The organism is Micromonospora sp. C28SCA-DRY-2, from assembly GCF_030519475.1.
Lineage (GTDB): Bacteria > Actinomycetota > Actinomycetes > Mycobacteriales > Micromonosporaceae > Micromonospora.
In genome coordinates, this window is record NZ_JAUMKD010000010.1 from 84029 (window position 1) to 97987 (window position 13959).

Consider the following 13959-nt stretch of genomic DNA (forward strand, 5'->3'; position numbering starts at 1 on the left):
TGTGGGGTGGCTCAGAGCGGGTGCCCGGTGGTGGCGTCCACGTGGTCGGGCACCGGGTCGTGCCGGTCCCCGACGCTGGACGTGCCCGCCGGTTCGAACATCAGGATCGACGCGCCCCCCGGCGACGACGGGCGGTGCGCCACCCCGCGCGGTACGACGTGGACGGAACCGCGCGGCAGCACCACCTCCCGCTCGGCGCCGCCCTCCCCGTCGCGCGAGGCGATGCGCAACTCGCCCTCCAGCACCAGGAAGAACTCGTCGGTGTCGTCGTGGGTGTGCCAGACGTGCTCGCCGGCCACCTTGGCGATCCGCACGTCGTAGTCGTTGACCCGGGTGACGATCCGGGGGCTCCACAGCTGGGTGAACCCGGCCAGCGCGGCGGCCAGGTCGATCGGCTCGGCTCTCATCCGTCCATCCTGCCCGGCGAGACCGACCGCGTCAGCCCGCGTCGCGGGGCAACCGGCGGTGGCATCGGCGGGCGATGATGGGCGGGTGGCCGAACCCGTCACCGACGTCGCCGCCCGCACCCCCGACGAGCCGACCCCGGAGCAGCCACCCGCGCCCGGTCCGCGCGCCCGCGGTCCGTGGCTGGTCGCCGCCGCCACGAGCACGGTGCTGCTGCTGCTCGCCACCCGCTACGGCTACCACCGCGACGAGCTGTACTTCCTGCTCTGCGGCCGGCACCTCGACTGGGGCTACGTCGACCAGGGCCCGCTGGTGCCCGCCCTGGCCCGGCTCGCCGACACCGTCGCCCCGGGCAGCCTGCTCGCGCTGCGGACGCCGTCGGCGCTGATCGCCGGCGCCGCGGTGCTGCTCACCGCGGCGATCGCCCGCGAACTCGGCGCGGGACGCGGCGGGCAGACCCTCGCCGCGTTCCTCGCGGCCACCTCCGGCATCGTCCTCGCCCCCGGGCACCTGCTCAGCACCACCACCGTCGACGTGCTGGTCTGGCTGACCGCGGCGTGGTGCGCCGTTCGGCTGCTGCGCACCGGCGACAGCCGCTGGGCGCTCGGCGTCGGGCTGGCCGTCGGCGTCGGGATGCTCAACAAGCTGCTGCCCGCCCTGCTCGCGGCCGGGCTGCTCGCCGGGGTGGCCGTCGCCGGTCCGCGCCGGCTGCTGCGCGACCGCTGGGTGCTCGCCGCCGCCGCGCTGGCCGCGCTGCTCGCCGCGCCCACCCTGGTCTGGCAGGCCAGCCACGGGTTCCCGCAACTGTCGGTGGCCGCCTCGATCGCCGACGGGGACAGCTCCTACAGCGGCCGCCTCGACGCGCTCGTCCTGCAGTTCGTCATCATCAGCCCGTACGCGGTGCCGATCTGGGTGGCCGGGCTGGTGGCGCTGCTGCGCCGACCCGGCTGGCGGGCGTACCGGGCGGTGGGCTGGGCGTGGCTGGTGGTGGTCGCCGTGGTGCTGGCCGCCGGCGGCAAGGGCTACTACGACGCGCCGCTGCTGCTGGTGCTCACCGCCGCCGGGGCGGTGGTCGCCGCCGGGTGGGCGGCCCGGGCCCGGTGGCGGCGCGGCCTGCTGGCGGCCGGCGCCGCGCTGACCGTCGCCGGCAGCGCGGTCCTCCTGCTGCCCACCCTGCCGGCGCAGCGGTTGCCCGAGGTGGTGGTCGCTGTCAACTACGACGCCGGCGAGACGATCGGCTGGCCCGCGTTCGCCGACTCCCTCGCCACCGTCCACCGTGGCCTCCCCGCCGACCAGCGGGAGCGGGCCGTGATCCTCACCGGCAACTACGGCGAGGCGGGCGCGGTGGCCCGCTACGGCCCGGCGCGTGGCCTGCCCGCCGCGTACTCCGGCCACAACAGCATGGCCGACTTCGGCCGCCCGCCGGAGGGCGCCGACGTGGTGATCGCCGTCGGGTGGCAGCGTCCCGACCGGCTGCGCGGCTGGTTCACCGAGGTCACCCTCGCCGGGCGGGTGGACCAGCGGGTCGAGGTGGACAACGACGAGAACGGCGGCCCGATCTGGGTCTGCCGGGGGCTGCGGCGCCCGTGGGCGCAGTTCTGGGACGCCGAGGTACGCCACCGCGGCTGACCGGTCGCCGGTTCACTCCCCCGTCGGGCCGCCGGCCAACTCGGCGACGATGTCCAGGTGCCCGAGGTGGCGGGCGTACTCCTGGACCAGGTGGAACAGCACCCGCTCCAGGGTCGCCGGGTCGGCGCCGGCCCACCGCGGGCCGGGCGCGCCGACCGCCGCCAGGTCGGTGGCGTTGACCACCGCGGTGGTGTGCGCACCCTGCGCGCGCAGCGCGGCGACCAGCTCGTCCCGGGTCTCCCCGGCGGCGACGTGCCAGCGGTCACCGCGCCGGTCGCCCCACGGCTCGGCGACGTCGCGGCCCTGGAACCCCCACTCGATCCAGCGCAGCTCCACGAACCGCAGGTGCTTGACCAGCTCCAGCGGGGTCCAGCCGGACGCCAGCCGGCTGCGCCGCAGCTCCTCCTCGGGCAGCGCCCGGACCTTGGCCAGCAGGGTCTCCCGGAAGTAGTCGAGGTAGCGCAGGAACACCTCGGCGCGGCTGGTCGCCGGGGCGGTGGGCTCGGGAAACGGCATCGTCACCGGGCCATTGTCCGCCGCTGCGGCGCGGCGGCGTCGGTGGCCAGCCGACGGGCGTCCCCGATCGCGGATCCCGGCGCTGCGCGGCGACGCCGGGTGCGGCAGAGTGGCACCCGACGACGAGGGAGGCGGTGGCCGTGGAGGGTCCGACCGGGGTGGTGTTCCCGAAGACCGACGCCGGGCGCAGCACCTCCGCGCTCGGCCGCGCGGTGGTCGCCGACGCCCTGCGCGCCGCCGACCCGGTGGGCGCACGCTCGGCCGAGCACGAGACGAACTGGCGGCACGGCTACCTCGGGCACTTCCGGCGGCTCGTCGAGGCCGGCCTGCTCTCCCGGGACGCCGCCGTGACGATCGCCCGGGACGGGCTCGCCTCGCTGCACCGGCGGATGACGGTGGTCCGCGACGACGGCACCGAGATCGGCCTCGGTGATCTCTTCACCGCCCCCACCGGCGTCGCGCCGCTGCGCACCGCGACGGTCACCGGCACCGGCGACCCCGACCGCGAGCTGACACTGCCCTACCGGGGCAGGCGGCTGCGCGGCGACGAGCTGCTGCGCCGGCTCGACGCCTGGGTCACCGCCGGTGTCGTCGAGCCGTCCTGCGCCGAGGCGGTACGTGCCGTCGCGGCCAACCCGGACTGGCTCGACCTGCGCGACCAGCGCATCGTCGTGCTCGGCGCGGGCGCCGAGATGGGCCCGTTGCCGTCCGTGCTGCGCTGGGGCGGCGACGTGGTCGCCGTCGACCTGCCCCGACCGGAGATCTGGCGGCGGCTGCTGCAGACCACCCAGCGTCACGGCGGGCGGCTGCACGTGCCGGTGCCCGCCGGCACCGACGACACCGCGCTCGCCGAGCACGCCGGCGCCGACCTGCTGCACCGCCTGCCGCAGGTCGCCGACTGGCTGCTCGGCATCGACGGTCGGCTCGTGCTCGGCAACTACGTCTACGCCGACGGCGCCACCAACGTCCGGGTCGCCACCGCTGTCGACGCGCTCACCCGCCACCTGCAGGAGTGCCGCGACGACGTGGCGCTGGCCTTCCTGGCCACCCCCACCGACGTCTTCGCCGTCCCCGGCGACGCGGTACGCCACGCCGAGCGCGGCTACGCGGCCCGCGGCGTGCTCCGCCGGTCGCTGCGGGTGGCCTCCGGCGGCCGGCTGCTGCACCGCAACTACCCGCCGGACGCCGACCCCGGCGTCAACGACAGCCTGGTGCCGCAGCAGGGCCCCAACTACGCGCTGGCCAAGCGGTTGCAGCGGTGGCGGGCGACGGTGGCCCGGGACGCCGGGGCGACCGTGTCGTTCAAGGTGGCGCCGCCCACCCGCACCCGCTCGGTGCTGCGCAACCGGGCGCTCGCCGCCGCGTACGCGGGCGCGCACCGGTTCGGCATCGAGGTCTTCGAGCCGGCCACCAGCAACACGCTGATGGCCGCGCTGCTCGTGCACGACCTGCGCACCGGCGCACCGGCCCAGCCGCACCCGTGGCAGGACGAGGCGTACGGGGCCGCGCACGGCGGGCTGTGGCGGGTGCCGTACGCCCCGCGCAGCGCGCTCGGCCTGGCCGTGCTGCTCGGCCTCGGCGGCGCGCGGACCTGACCCGCCGGTTCGCGGATCAGCCGGCGGGGTGCCCGGGCAACCGGAACCGGCCCCGGCGGCCACGGCCGTCGCGTCACGGTCGTCGCGTCACGGCCGTCGCGTCACGGCCGTCGCGTCACGGTCGTCGTCCGGCGGTCGGGTCAGCGGGTGCGGCGGTCCGGGGCGGGCGCGGGGTTCACCTCCGGGCGCAGGGTGACCGTGCCGTCGGTGTGCTCGACCGCGAACAGCGTGCCGGGCGGGAACGCCGCCAGCGTCTCCGGCGGCAGCTGGAGGGTGCCGTCCCCGGCCACCACCGCGAACTCCCGGCCGTCGCGGCCCTCGGCGCCCACCCGGCCGTCCCGGATCGTGACGGCCCGCCCCAGCCGGGCGCCCACCTCGCCGTCGTGGGTCACCACGACCACTGTGGTACCCCGCTCGGCGTTGACCGTCTCCAGCGCCGCGAGCACCTCGTCCCGGCCGGGCCCGTCGAGCTGGCTGGTCGGCTCGTCGACCAGCAGCAGCCCGGGCCCGGCCGCCAGCCCCTGCGCCAGCGCCGCCCGCTGCCGCTGCCCCGCGCTCAGCTCGCCAACGCGCCGCCGGCCGGCGCCGGCCAGGCCGACCAGCTCCAGGATCGCCTCCGGCGGGTCGAGCCGGCGCCCGGGCAGGCGCGCCGCGGATCGCTGCGCCAACCAGACGTTGCGCTTCAGCGACACGTACGGCAGCAGGTTGCGCTCGGCGCCCTGCAACACCGTGCCCACCACGGCGCCGCGCAACGCGGCGAGCTGCCGGGCCGACAGCCGCGACAGGTCGTGCTCGCCCACGTACGCCCGACCGGCGCTGGGCCGCATCAGGCCACCGAGGATCGCCACCAGCGTGGACTTGCCGGAGCCGGACGGGCCGACCAGCGCCAGCATCTCACCGGCGGCGATGTGCAGGTCCACCCCGGACAGCGCGACCACGTCCCCCGAACCGGTCGGGTAGATGTGGATCAGCCGGTGGCAGGTGACCGGGGTGCCCTCGTCGGGCGGCGGCGCGGTCACCGGCCGGCCCGCCGGCGTACCGAGGCGGCGAGGAGCCGGCCGAGGACCACCGCGGTCAGCGCGAAGAGGGCGATCGCGGGCACCGTGACCGCCAGCAACCCGCCGGCGGCCGGCCAGTCCGGTATCGGCACGGGCGACCGGCCGTCGCTGAACAGCCGCTGCCCGTGCCGGGTGAGCAGCCACATCGCCCCGGCCGCGAGCACACCGGCCGCCGTGGCGACGGCGACCGGCCAGCCGTACCCGCCGCGGACCGCCCGCGGGGGCAGGCCCTGCCGGCGCAGCGCCACCATCGTGGCGACCCGGTTGCGCTGCTCGGCCGCGGCCATGGCGACCAGGCCGGCCGCTCCGATCAGCACCCCGGCCAGCGCGGCGAAGAGGTTGAACCCCAATGCCAACGCCGGACCCTGGCTGGCGAGATCCCGGCGCTCGGCGCCGATCGTGCGCTCGGCCGACACGACCAGGCCCTGCGACCGCAGCCGGTCGCGCACGTCGGCGGGCGCCGCCGGGCCCAGCCACACCTCCTCGACGCCGCTCTGCCCGCCGACGGCGAGCCGGTCGGCGTACTCCAGGTCCAGCACCATGCCGGACTCCCCGAACCGCGGCAGCCGGTCGGCGTGTCCGGCGACCACCGCCGTGGCCGGGTTCGAGTCCAGCGCGTCGTACCGGATCGAGCCGAGGTTCGTGCCCGCCGAGCGGGCCAGCCAGCCGGGCAGCAGGTCGGGCGCGTCCGCCACGGCCACGGCGATCGGGTCCGACCAGCGGCCCTCCGGCACGTCCAGGACCAGTCCCGGCTCACCGCCGCCGCCGATGGCCGTCAGCGAGACGTCGCGGATGTCCGGTGACCGCCACCGGGTCCCCTGGGCGAAGTCGGCGGCGGTCAGCCGGACCGTGTCGCCGTCACCGGCGCGCAGCTCCTCGAACCGGACCCGCACCGGCCGGGGGGTGAGCGGGACGGTCAGCTCGAAGTTGACCAGCCGGCACGGCGACCCGCACTCGGGCACCGGCACCCGGTACGCGGCCCGGCCGGTGTCCAGCGGCCGCTCGGCGGCGATCCGGCGGGTGCCGGACCGGCTGGCGACCGAGACGAAGAGGCGGGGCTCGGCGCCGGCGTAGGCGACCTCGTCGTAGTCGACGTCGACCACCACGGTCAGCCACCGGCCCCGCAGCTCCACCGGCTCGGCCGGTGGCCGGGGGCGCAGCTCGCGGGCGATGTCGGACAGCGCCACGCCGTACGACGGGTGGGCGGCGGCGACCGCCGCCAGCCGGCCGGAGTCGACGGCGAGCAGCGGCAGGTCGCCCCGGCTGGTCGTGCTCCTCGCCACCACGGCCATCGCGAACCGCCCCTCGGGATCCACCGCCCGGACCGCGTCCAACAGGTGCTTGCGGGACAGCGCGTCGACCCCGACCACCCGGGCGGCGCCGACGTCGACGGTCGCCCGGTCCGCGTACGCGGCGGTGGCCAGCTCGCGGGTGGCAGCGGTGAACGCCAGCATCGCGACCACCACCGTGAGCAGCGCGATCAGCGGCCGGAAGCGGGGTTGCCGGGCCACCTGCAGCAGGGCGAGACCGGTGGCGGCGCGGCCCCGGGCCAGCAGCCGCCCGCCCACCGCCGCCCCGACGGTCATGGCGAGCCGGGCCAGCAGCACCCCCACGGCGAGCGCACCGACGACCGGCGCCAGCAGCGCCAGCCCGGACGGTGCCCCGCCGGCGCGCAACTGCACCACGGCGGCCACGGCGACCGACAGCGCCACCACGTCGCCGACGCTCGCCCGCCAGCCACGGACCCGCGAGGGCACCCGGCGCAGCAGGTCCACCACCGGCGCGGAGAGGCTGCGGGACTGGGCCAGCAGCACCGCGGCGAGCGCACCGACGGCGGCGAGGGTGGCGTAGCCGACCGCGGTGGCGTCCAACGCCACCGCGGGCTCGCCGGTCAGCGTGTGCGCGGCGAGCAGGTCGGCGGCGGCCAGCCCGGCCAGGCAGCCCAGCGGGATCGCGGCCAGCGCCGGCACGGCGTGTTCACCGACCGCCAGCGTCCACAGGCGTCGGCGCTGCACGCCGCGCAACAGCAGCAGTCCCTGTTCGGGTCGGCGCAGGTCGGCCGCCGAACTGACCGCCATGAACAGCACCAACCAGCAGAGCAGGACCAGCAGCCCGGCGCCCAGGGTCACGCCGACCGCCAGTTGACCCCGTTGCGTCGTGACGCGGTGCAGCAGGTCGGGCAGGCTGGTGCTGGTGCCGAGTCGGTCCCGCCCGGCGGTGCGGGCCGCGGTCGCGACGGCGGACCGCAGGTCGTCGACCGATCCGGAACGCACCAGCCGCTCGGTGACGAACAGGTCGGCCGTGGGGCGTTGCAGGATGGCGTCCTCGTCGGCCAGCCGCGCGGCTCCGCCGGTGAAGATGGCGTCCCGCGCGCTGCCGACGGCGGACACCGGCGGCGGGCCCGGTGCGGGCGGCGGCAGGTACTCCCCGCCGAGCCAGTACGCAGCGGTCGGGTCGAGCGGCCGGTAGACGCCGGTCACCCGCAGCGGCACCCCGGCGAAGGTCACCTCGCCGCCGGCGGTCACCCCGAGCTGGCCGGCGGTGTTCGTGCTGACCATCACCTCGGGAAGCTCGCCGGCGGCGGCGGGACCCGGACAGGTCCCGGTCACCGCGACCCGCTCGCAGATCCCCTGCCGGAAGACGAGGGTCGAGGAGACGGTGCCGGCCGGGCCGGCGGCCATGCCGGCGGCCTGCGCGCCGAGGACGACCTCGAAGCCGGCCGCCGCGAACGGCTCGACCTGGCCGCGGAACGCCGCGACGCCGGGATCGGTGGGAATCCCCGGGTACTCGGCGATGGAGCTGAACCGGAGCCGGCGTTCGTCGGGCCCGGCGGCGGCGAGTTCCTGGCTCGCCAGGGCCTGGCCGGCGGCGGCCACGTACATCGGTGCGGCCGCGGCCCCGGCGCTGGCCAGCACCGCGAGCAGGAGCACCGCCAACGCCTGCGCCCGGCGGGCGGCGAGTGCTCCCGCGATGACGGCCAGCATGGACGCTCATGCTAGTCAGCGGCGGGAACGCCGGACGGCCCGCGGACACGGATCGATACCAGCCGGTTACCCGGGCACTCGGGGGTCAGCCGCGTCGGAGTTCCGCCGCGCCGTCGGCCAGGTGCAGTTCCGCCGCGCAGGCGGCGGCCACCTCCGGGTCGTGGGTGGCGAATACGACCGCCGCGCCCCGGTCGGCCTCGTCGTGCAGCAGGTCCAGCACCCGCTGCCGGTTGCCCGCGTCGAGTTCGCTGGTCACCTCGTCGGCGAGCAGGACGCCGCCGCGCAGGGCCAGGCCGCGGGCGATCGCCGTGCGCTGCTGCTGGCCGCCGGACAGTTCCTCGACCAGCTGGTCGGCCTGACCGGACAGACCCAACCGGTCCAGCGTCCCGGTGGTGACCCGGCGCGCCTGCGCCGCACCCATGCCCCCGGCGACGAGGACCACCTGCACGTTCTCCGCCGCGGTCAGGATCGGGGCCAGGCCGTTGTCCTGCGGGACGAGGACGATCCCGCGCGCCACCGCGTGGTCGCGGTCGCGCAGCGGTTCGCCGTCCACGGTGACCGCGCCGGCGCGCGGCCGGAGCAGCCCGGCCATCGCGTTCAGCAGGGTGGTCTTGCCGGCGCCCGAGGATCCGGTGACCGCCAGCACCCGACCCGGGCGCACCGCCACCGAGACGCCCCGCAGCACGGGCGGGTCGTCGCCGTATCCGAGGGACACATCGTGGATGGCCAGCATGGGATTCCGCCACCTCCGGGGCCGGGCGCCAAGCAGCCTGCCACGCCGGGCGTACGCCGCACAACAGGCCCGCGGGCCCTGGCCCACCCGGTTCCGGGGCCGTCGTCGCCGGCCGTCCGACCACCGCCCTATCCTGGCCGGGTGCTGTCGCAGGTGACCGGGTTGTCGCGGCATTTCACCGAGGAGACCCTGCGCGCCTATCTGCTGTGCCGCGCGGTACGGCGGGACGACGGCTGCCTGGTCGTCCGCGGCTACGGCAGCCGGCGCGGCGTGCACCAGAAGCTCGCCGGTCGGGCGTGGGCGCACGTCGCCGCCTTCGCCGTCTTCGTCGGCGGGTACGACCCCGCCCTCGAGGTGCGGCACCTGTGCGGGGTGCCGGACTGCATCGAGCCGACCCACCTGCGCCAGGTCACCCACGCCGAGACCTGCCGCGGCCGGCGGCAGCGCTCGACGTGCCGCAACGGGCACGACCGCGAGGTCGATCCGGCGACCGGCCGCTACCGGAAGGTGTGCCGGATCTGCAACCGGGACGCGCAGCAGCGGTGGCGGGCACGCCAGGCGGCCCGGGTCGCCGAGGCACGCGCCGGCGCCGGCCGGCCGACTCCCTGACGCCCTCCTTCGCGTTCCCGGCCGATGGCTGGCCGCCGTGGTCCGCTCGGCCCAGCGAGACTTCGCCAACCGGTCCCGCGGACGGTGAGCGCCCGCGGCGGCGGGCCGCGCCAGCACGGGTGCTCACCCGCCCGGCATCGCCGACGCGGTCAGCGATGCCGGGCGCTGCCTCACGCGGGGACCACCGCGCCCGGTGCCGGCCGGCGCGATGCCTGGCGCAGGGAGCGGATGCCGAGGTAGAGGAACGGCAGGAGCAGCAGCAGATCGGCCACGTGCGCGATCGACGCCTCCCTGGTGATCCGGCTCAGCGGGAACGCCACGCCGCCCAGGACGAGCACCCCGATCGCCACGGGGGCCGCCCGCAGGCGGAGCAGCATCACCCCGAGTGCTACCAGCACCAGGGGAAAGAGGACCGGGGCGGCCGCCACGCGCGCCGTCCCGGCGAGACCCGCCAGCCCGACATCCGCCACCGAAGGCCGCATGGCGTCACGGTACGCAACCATCCCCGCACCGGCATACCACGAACGTGGTACTCGACCCTCCCGCTCCGACCCCGGCGGGGCCGCCGTCAGCGGCGGCGTGGTCCGACGCCGAACCGGTCGCGGCGGCGGTGGTGGTGGACGCGGCCGACCCGAACCGCCCCCCGGCGGTGGGGATGGCACTCCCGGACTACTGGACCACGGTCACGGTCCCCCACCGGCACCCCGGCGCCCCGCTGCGCGGCCGGGTGACCCTGGACCACCATCGAGCCGCCCACGTCGTCGCCGCGTCGGGCGCGATGGGCGACGCCTCAGGACCACATGCCGGAGGCCATCTCGTCCAGCACGGGCAGCCAGAGACTGTCGCCCTGGAAGGGCAGTGGATCCCGTTCCTCCACCGCGGCGCGGACGCCTTCCACGGCCTCCTCGAGGCGTGCGAAGTCCTCGTCCTCGCCGTCGCGCCAGTCGAACTCCCGAAGGAGGCGATGCAGCGAGAAGGCGAGGTAGGCAAGCGAGGAGAGGTCGGCGTGGAGGGATCGGACCGGGCCGCCGTCCTCGCAGAAGCCGTGGACCGATCCGGTCGCCGGGTCGAGGGCCAGGTGGGCCACCTGGAGCCAGCCGAACACCGGCCAGGACGCGCAGCCGGCGGGGGCGTTCTCGTGGTGTGCGAGGTCGACCTTGTCGCCGACGAGGGGAAACCGCCCGGCTTCCGTACACCGCTGAGGCTGGAACACGCCGGCCGGGATTCCGGTGGAGTAGAGGAACCGTGCCGCGGAGAGGTCTTCCGGAACGTCACCCAGAGAACCGGGGGGCGCGACGAAGACGGCGTCTTCGCCGAGGGACGCCACCATCTCGCCGTGGGAGATCTCGAAGAGCACGGAAATGATCATAGTTTCCTGGGCTGGGCGGAATTGAGCGTGACCGACGTGGTGGACCTTTCAGGTACGGCTTACACCAGCCTACGTCCTTACGCACAAGAACAGTCATTATGGTGCACAGACGGTCGTCCCCAATGTCCGGTCTCTTTACCGGATTGCTGTTACTGGTAATCCGATAATTCGCCGCTGACCGCGCAGCGGCGTGCCAGGGCGGCGATCGACGGGATTGCCGGGCACGGTCGGTCACCGCTCCGGACGCCAACCCGCCGCACGCAGTCACCCGCGGCTGGTGGCCGTCGGAAGCCCGCGGTGGTTCACCGCGAGTGCCGCCCGGTCACCACTCGGGGATGAGCGGCGGATCCGGCTCGTGCCGCCGCCAGGCTTCGGCGAGGCGGACGAGGCGGGTGGGGGCGGCGATGCCGCGCACGGTCGCGATCCTGCCGTCGGCGACGTCGAACGCCACGGCGCCGACGACCCGGTCACCGACCACGGCGAGGATCGCGGGAGCGTGGTTGACGAGCGCGTAGTGGATGGCGGGCGTGCCGCCGGCGAACCGCCGTTTCGCGGGTGTGGGCTTGAAGCCGGCCCGGGCGACGGCGGCGATGCGCTGCGGCGTGTCGTACCGCTGCAGCGTCCCGGTCAGCCCGGCGCCGTCCGAGATCGCGGTCGCGTCGTCGGTGAGCAGCGCCACCAGCCGTTCGGTGCGGCCCGAATAGGCGGCGGCGAGGAATTCCTCGACGATCCTGCGGGCGGCTGCCGGGTCGACCTCGCCGCCGGGACGCGCCACGGTGACGCGCCGTCGGGCCCGGTGCAGGTGCTGCTGGCTCGCGGACTCGGTGATGTCGAGGATCTCGGCGATCTCCGCGTGGCTGTACGAAAACGCCTCGCGCAGGAGGTAGACGGCCCGCTCGACGGGTGACAGGCGCTCCAGGAGGGTCAGCACGGCCAGGGAGACCGACTCGCGCTGCTCGACGGTGTCGGCCGGGCCGAGCATCGGATCGCCGTCGAGGAGCGGTTCGGGCAGCCAGGAGCCGACGCTGCGTTCGCGGCGGGCCTGTGCCGAGCGGAGCCGGTCGAGGCACAGGTTGGTGACGACCTTGGTCAGCCATGCTTCCGGCACCCTGATCCGCTGCCGGTCGGCGGCCTGCCAGTGCAGGAACGCGTCCTGCACCGCGTCTTCGGCGTCGGCGGCGGAGCCGAGCAGCCGGTACGCCAGCGAGGCCAGCCGGTTCCGGCTGGCCTCGAACCGACTGGCGTCGAAGCGATCGGCGGCGGTGCTGTCCACCCGGACCACCCTAGGCGGCAACCCGACCGCCCCGGACGGACGCGTCAGCACCGGGCCCGGCGACTCGTGCGCCCTTCCCGGCGGACCCATCCGCCGCGGCGGCCAGACGGCGCCTGCGCCGGGGCACACCGAAGGTCGGGTGCGCGGTGGCCCAGAGCGAGAGCCTGAGGACGCCCGCCTTGATCCGCGCGGCCTTCCGGCCGCCCAGGTACGTCGGCTTCGGTTGCGCCTCGCCGTCGACCAGTTGCAGGATGCCGTCCCGCCGCCCCAGGCTGATGTGGTTGCCCGGGTAGGCCAGCTTGGTGGTCGCGACCCCGCCGCCGGTCAGGCGTCCCACGATCGCCTCGATGGCCTGCTTGCCGGTGTAGCCGGCCGAGGCGCAGGACATCGGCAGCGGCCGGCCGTTGTCGCCGATGGCGTGGGCGCTGTCGCCGACGGCGTAGACGTTCGGGTGCGACACCGACCGCATGGTGCGGTCGACGACGATCCGACCCTGCTCGGTGACCTCCAGCCCGCTGGCGGCGGCGATGGGGGCGACCGCGAACCCGGCCGTCCACACGGTGGCGTCCGAGGTTAGGGCGGTGCCGTCGGCGCAGAGCACCCGCGCTGCCTCGACGGCTTCGACCCGGGTGTGCTCCAGGACGCCGATGCCCAGCCGCTCGCAGGCGCGGCGCAGGTGGCTGCGGGCTCCGGCGGAGAGCCGGGCGCCCAGCTCGCCGCGGGCGATCAGCACCACCGACAGGCCGGGCCGGGACTCGGCGATCTCGGTGGCGGTCTCGATGCCGGTCAACCCGTCGCCGACGACCAGCACCCTCCCGCCGCCGTCCCGCCCGCCCAGGTTGTCCAGGCGCTCGCGCAGGCGCAGCGCCGAGGGTCGGGCGGCGACGTCGAAGGCGTGCTCCGCCGCGCCGGGGACACCGCGCTGGTCGCCGTGGCTGCCGAGGGCGTAGACAAGCGTGTCGTAGCCGAGCTCGCCACCGCCGTCGGCGTCGGCCACGGCGACGACCTGGCGCTCCGGGTCGACGGCGGTGACCCGGGCCAGGCGCAGCCGGATCCCCGTGCCGGCGAAGACGTCGGCGAGCTTCGGAGCCGCGATCTCCTGGCCGGCCGCGAGCTGGTGCAGCCGCAGCCGCTGGACGAAGTCCGGCTCGGCGTTGACCACGGTGACCTCGGTGTCGGCCGGGGACAGCCGGCGGGCCAGGTTCCCGGCCACGAAGGCCCCGGCGTAGCCGGCGCCGAGGACGACGATGCGGTGCCTCATGTGTCGCTCCTGTCTGTTCGCGTGCTCTCGCGAGTTGAGCGGAGCAGCGCCCCGATTGCTGACAGGAGCGGGCTGTGGCGCGGGCCACAAAGCGCCATGAGCGCGGCGCCCCGTGGGCCACGGGCAGGAGTCGGGCGCCGTCAGCGGTGGTCGTTCTCCTTCAGTTCGATCACCCAGGCGCGCCGCTCGGCGATCTTGCCGTCGCGCATCACGAACACCTCGGCCATCGACATCCGCATCTCCTCGCCGGTGTCGCGCCGCACCGAACCGACGAGTTCCGCCATGACCGTGTCGCCCTGCTCCACCATCCGGACCACCTCGAGTCGGGGCGGCGGCACGAAACCGGGTCCCTCGATCGCGGCGTCGTACGCCTCCTTGCCCTTCAGGTGGAACGCGCCGAAGACCGTCCACTCGATGTCGTCGGTCAGGCAGGACAGGATCTGCGCGTGGTCGTTCCTGCGGAAGCCGTCCAGGTAGGTCTCGACGGTTTCGGTGTTGCGCGACATGGGCGGTCTCCCCTCGCTGGG

13 protein-coding genes are annotated in these 13959 nt (G+C 75.8%); 3 read left to right on the plus strand and 10 right to left on the minus strand.

Annotated elements, in window-relative coordinates; translation table 11 throughout:
• Window positions 1-11: 11 nt before the first annotated feature.
• Window positions 12-407: a cupin domain-containing protein gene (locus Q3W71_RS29060; protein WP_302922658.1), complete on the minus strand. Its 396-nt coding sequence runs from the start codon at window positions 405-407 to the stop codon at window positions 12-14.
• Between the two features lie 85 nt (window positions 408-492).
• Between Q3W71_RS29060 and Q3W71_RS29065 the strand changes: the two genes are divergently transcribed.
• On the plus strand, window positions 493-2034 hold the full coding sequence (locus Q3W71_RS29065; protein WP_302922659.1) for a glycosyltransferase family 39 protein: 1542 nt from the start codon (window positions 493-495) through the stop codon (window positions 2032-2034).
• Window positions 2035-2046: 12 nt separating this feature from the next.
• Here the strand turns inward: Q3W71_RS29065 and Q3W71_RS29070 are convergent, their stop codons facing one another.
• Window positions 2047-2550: a DinB family protein gene (locus Q3W71_RS29070; RefSeq protein ID WP_302922804.1), complete on the minus strand. Its 504-nt coding sequence runs from the start codon at window positions 2548-2550 to the stop codon at window positions 2047-2049.
• A gap of 140 nt (window positions 2551-2690) precedes the next feature.
• On the opposite strand from Q3W71_RS29070, the gene Q3W71_RS29075 reads away from it, so the two are divergent.
• Window positions 2691-4145: a hypothetical protein gene (locus Q3W71_RS29075; protein ID WP_302922660.1), complete on the plus strand. Its 1455-nt coding sequence runs from the start codon at window positions 2691-2693 to the stop codon at window positions 4143-4145.
• 140 nt (window positions 4146-4285) lie between these two features.
• Here the strand turns inward: Q3W71_RS29075 and Q3W71_RS29080 are convergent, their stop codons facing one another.
• From Q3W71_RS29080 to Q3W71_RS29090, 3 genes are all read right to left on the minus strand, one after another.
• On the minus strand, window positions 4286-5164 hold the full coding sequence (locus Q3W71_RS29080; RefSeq protein ID WP_302922661.1) for an ABC transporter ATP-binding protein: 879 nt from the start codon (window positions 5162-5164) through the stop codon (window positions 4286-4288).
• A complete protein-coding gene (locus tag Q3W71_RS29085; protein ID WP_302922662.1) occupies window positions 5161-8187 on the minus strand; it encodes an FtsX-like permease family protein in 3027 nt (1008 codons plus the stop codon). The genes Q3W71_RS29080 and Q3W71_RS29085 overlap by 4 nt, the downstream gene beginning before the upstream one ends.
• An 85-nt stretch (window positions 8188-8272) precedes the next feature.
• Entirely contained in the window at window positions 8273-8920 is a 648-nt protein-coding gene (locus tag Q3W71_RS29090; RefSeq protein ID WP_302922663.1) for an ABC transporter ATP-binding protein, read from the minus strand.
• 141 nt (window positions 8921-9061) lie between these two features.
• On the opposite strand from Q3W71_RS29090, the gene Q3W71_RS29095 reads away from it, so the two are divergent.
• Window positions 9062-9529 (plus strand): HNH endonuclease, encoded by a 468-nt coding sequence (locus tag Q3W71_RS29095; RefSeq protein WP_302922664.1) that lies wholly within the window; start codon window positions 9062-9064, stop codon window positions 9527-9529.
• Between the two features lie 170 nt (window positions 9530-9699).
• On the opposite strand, the gene Q3W71_RS29100 is transcribed toward Q3W71_RS29095, so the two are convergent.
• The 5 genes from Q3W71_RS29100 to Q3W71_RS29120 all read right to left on the minus strand — a co-directional run bounded on the left by Q3W71_RS29100 (window position 9700) and on the right by Q3W71_RS29120 (window position 13938).
• Window positions 9700-10011: a hypothetical protein gene (locus Q3W71_RS29100; RefSeq protein ID WP_302922665.1), complete on the minus strand. Its 312-nt coding sequence runs from the start codon at window positions 10009-10011 to the stop codon at window positions 9700-9702.
• Between the two features lie 308 nt (window positions 10012-10319).
• Window positions 10320-10886: an SUKH-4 family immunity protein gene (locus tag Q3W71_RS29105; protein WP_302922666.1), complete on the minus strand. Its 567-nt coding sequence runs from the start codon at window positions 10884-10886 to the stop codon at window positions 10320-10322.
• 334 nt (window positions 10887-11220) lie between these two features.
• A complete protein-coding gene (locus Q3W71_RS29110) occupies window positions 11221-12171 on the minus strand; it encodes a sigma-70 family RNA polymerase sigma factor (protein ID WP_302922667.1) in 951 nt (316 codons plus the stop codon).
• 10 nt (window positions 12172-12181) lie between these two features.
• Complete coding sequence (locus Q3W71_RS29115; RefSeq protein ID WP_302922668.1) at window positions 12182-13432, minus strand: NAD(P)/FAD-dependent oxidoreductase; 1251 nt, start codon at window positions 13430-13432, stop codon at window positions 12182-12184.
• A gap of 140 nt (window positions 13433-13572) precedes the next feature.
• Window positions 13573-13938 (minus strand): nuclear transport factor 2 family protein, encoded by a 366-nt coding sequence (locus tag Q3W71_RS29120; protein ID WP_302922669.1) that lies wholly within the window; start codon window positions 13936-13938, stop codon window positions 13573-13575.
• Window positions 13939-13959: the final 21 nt, after the last annotated feature.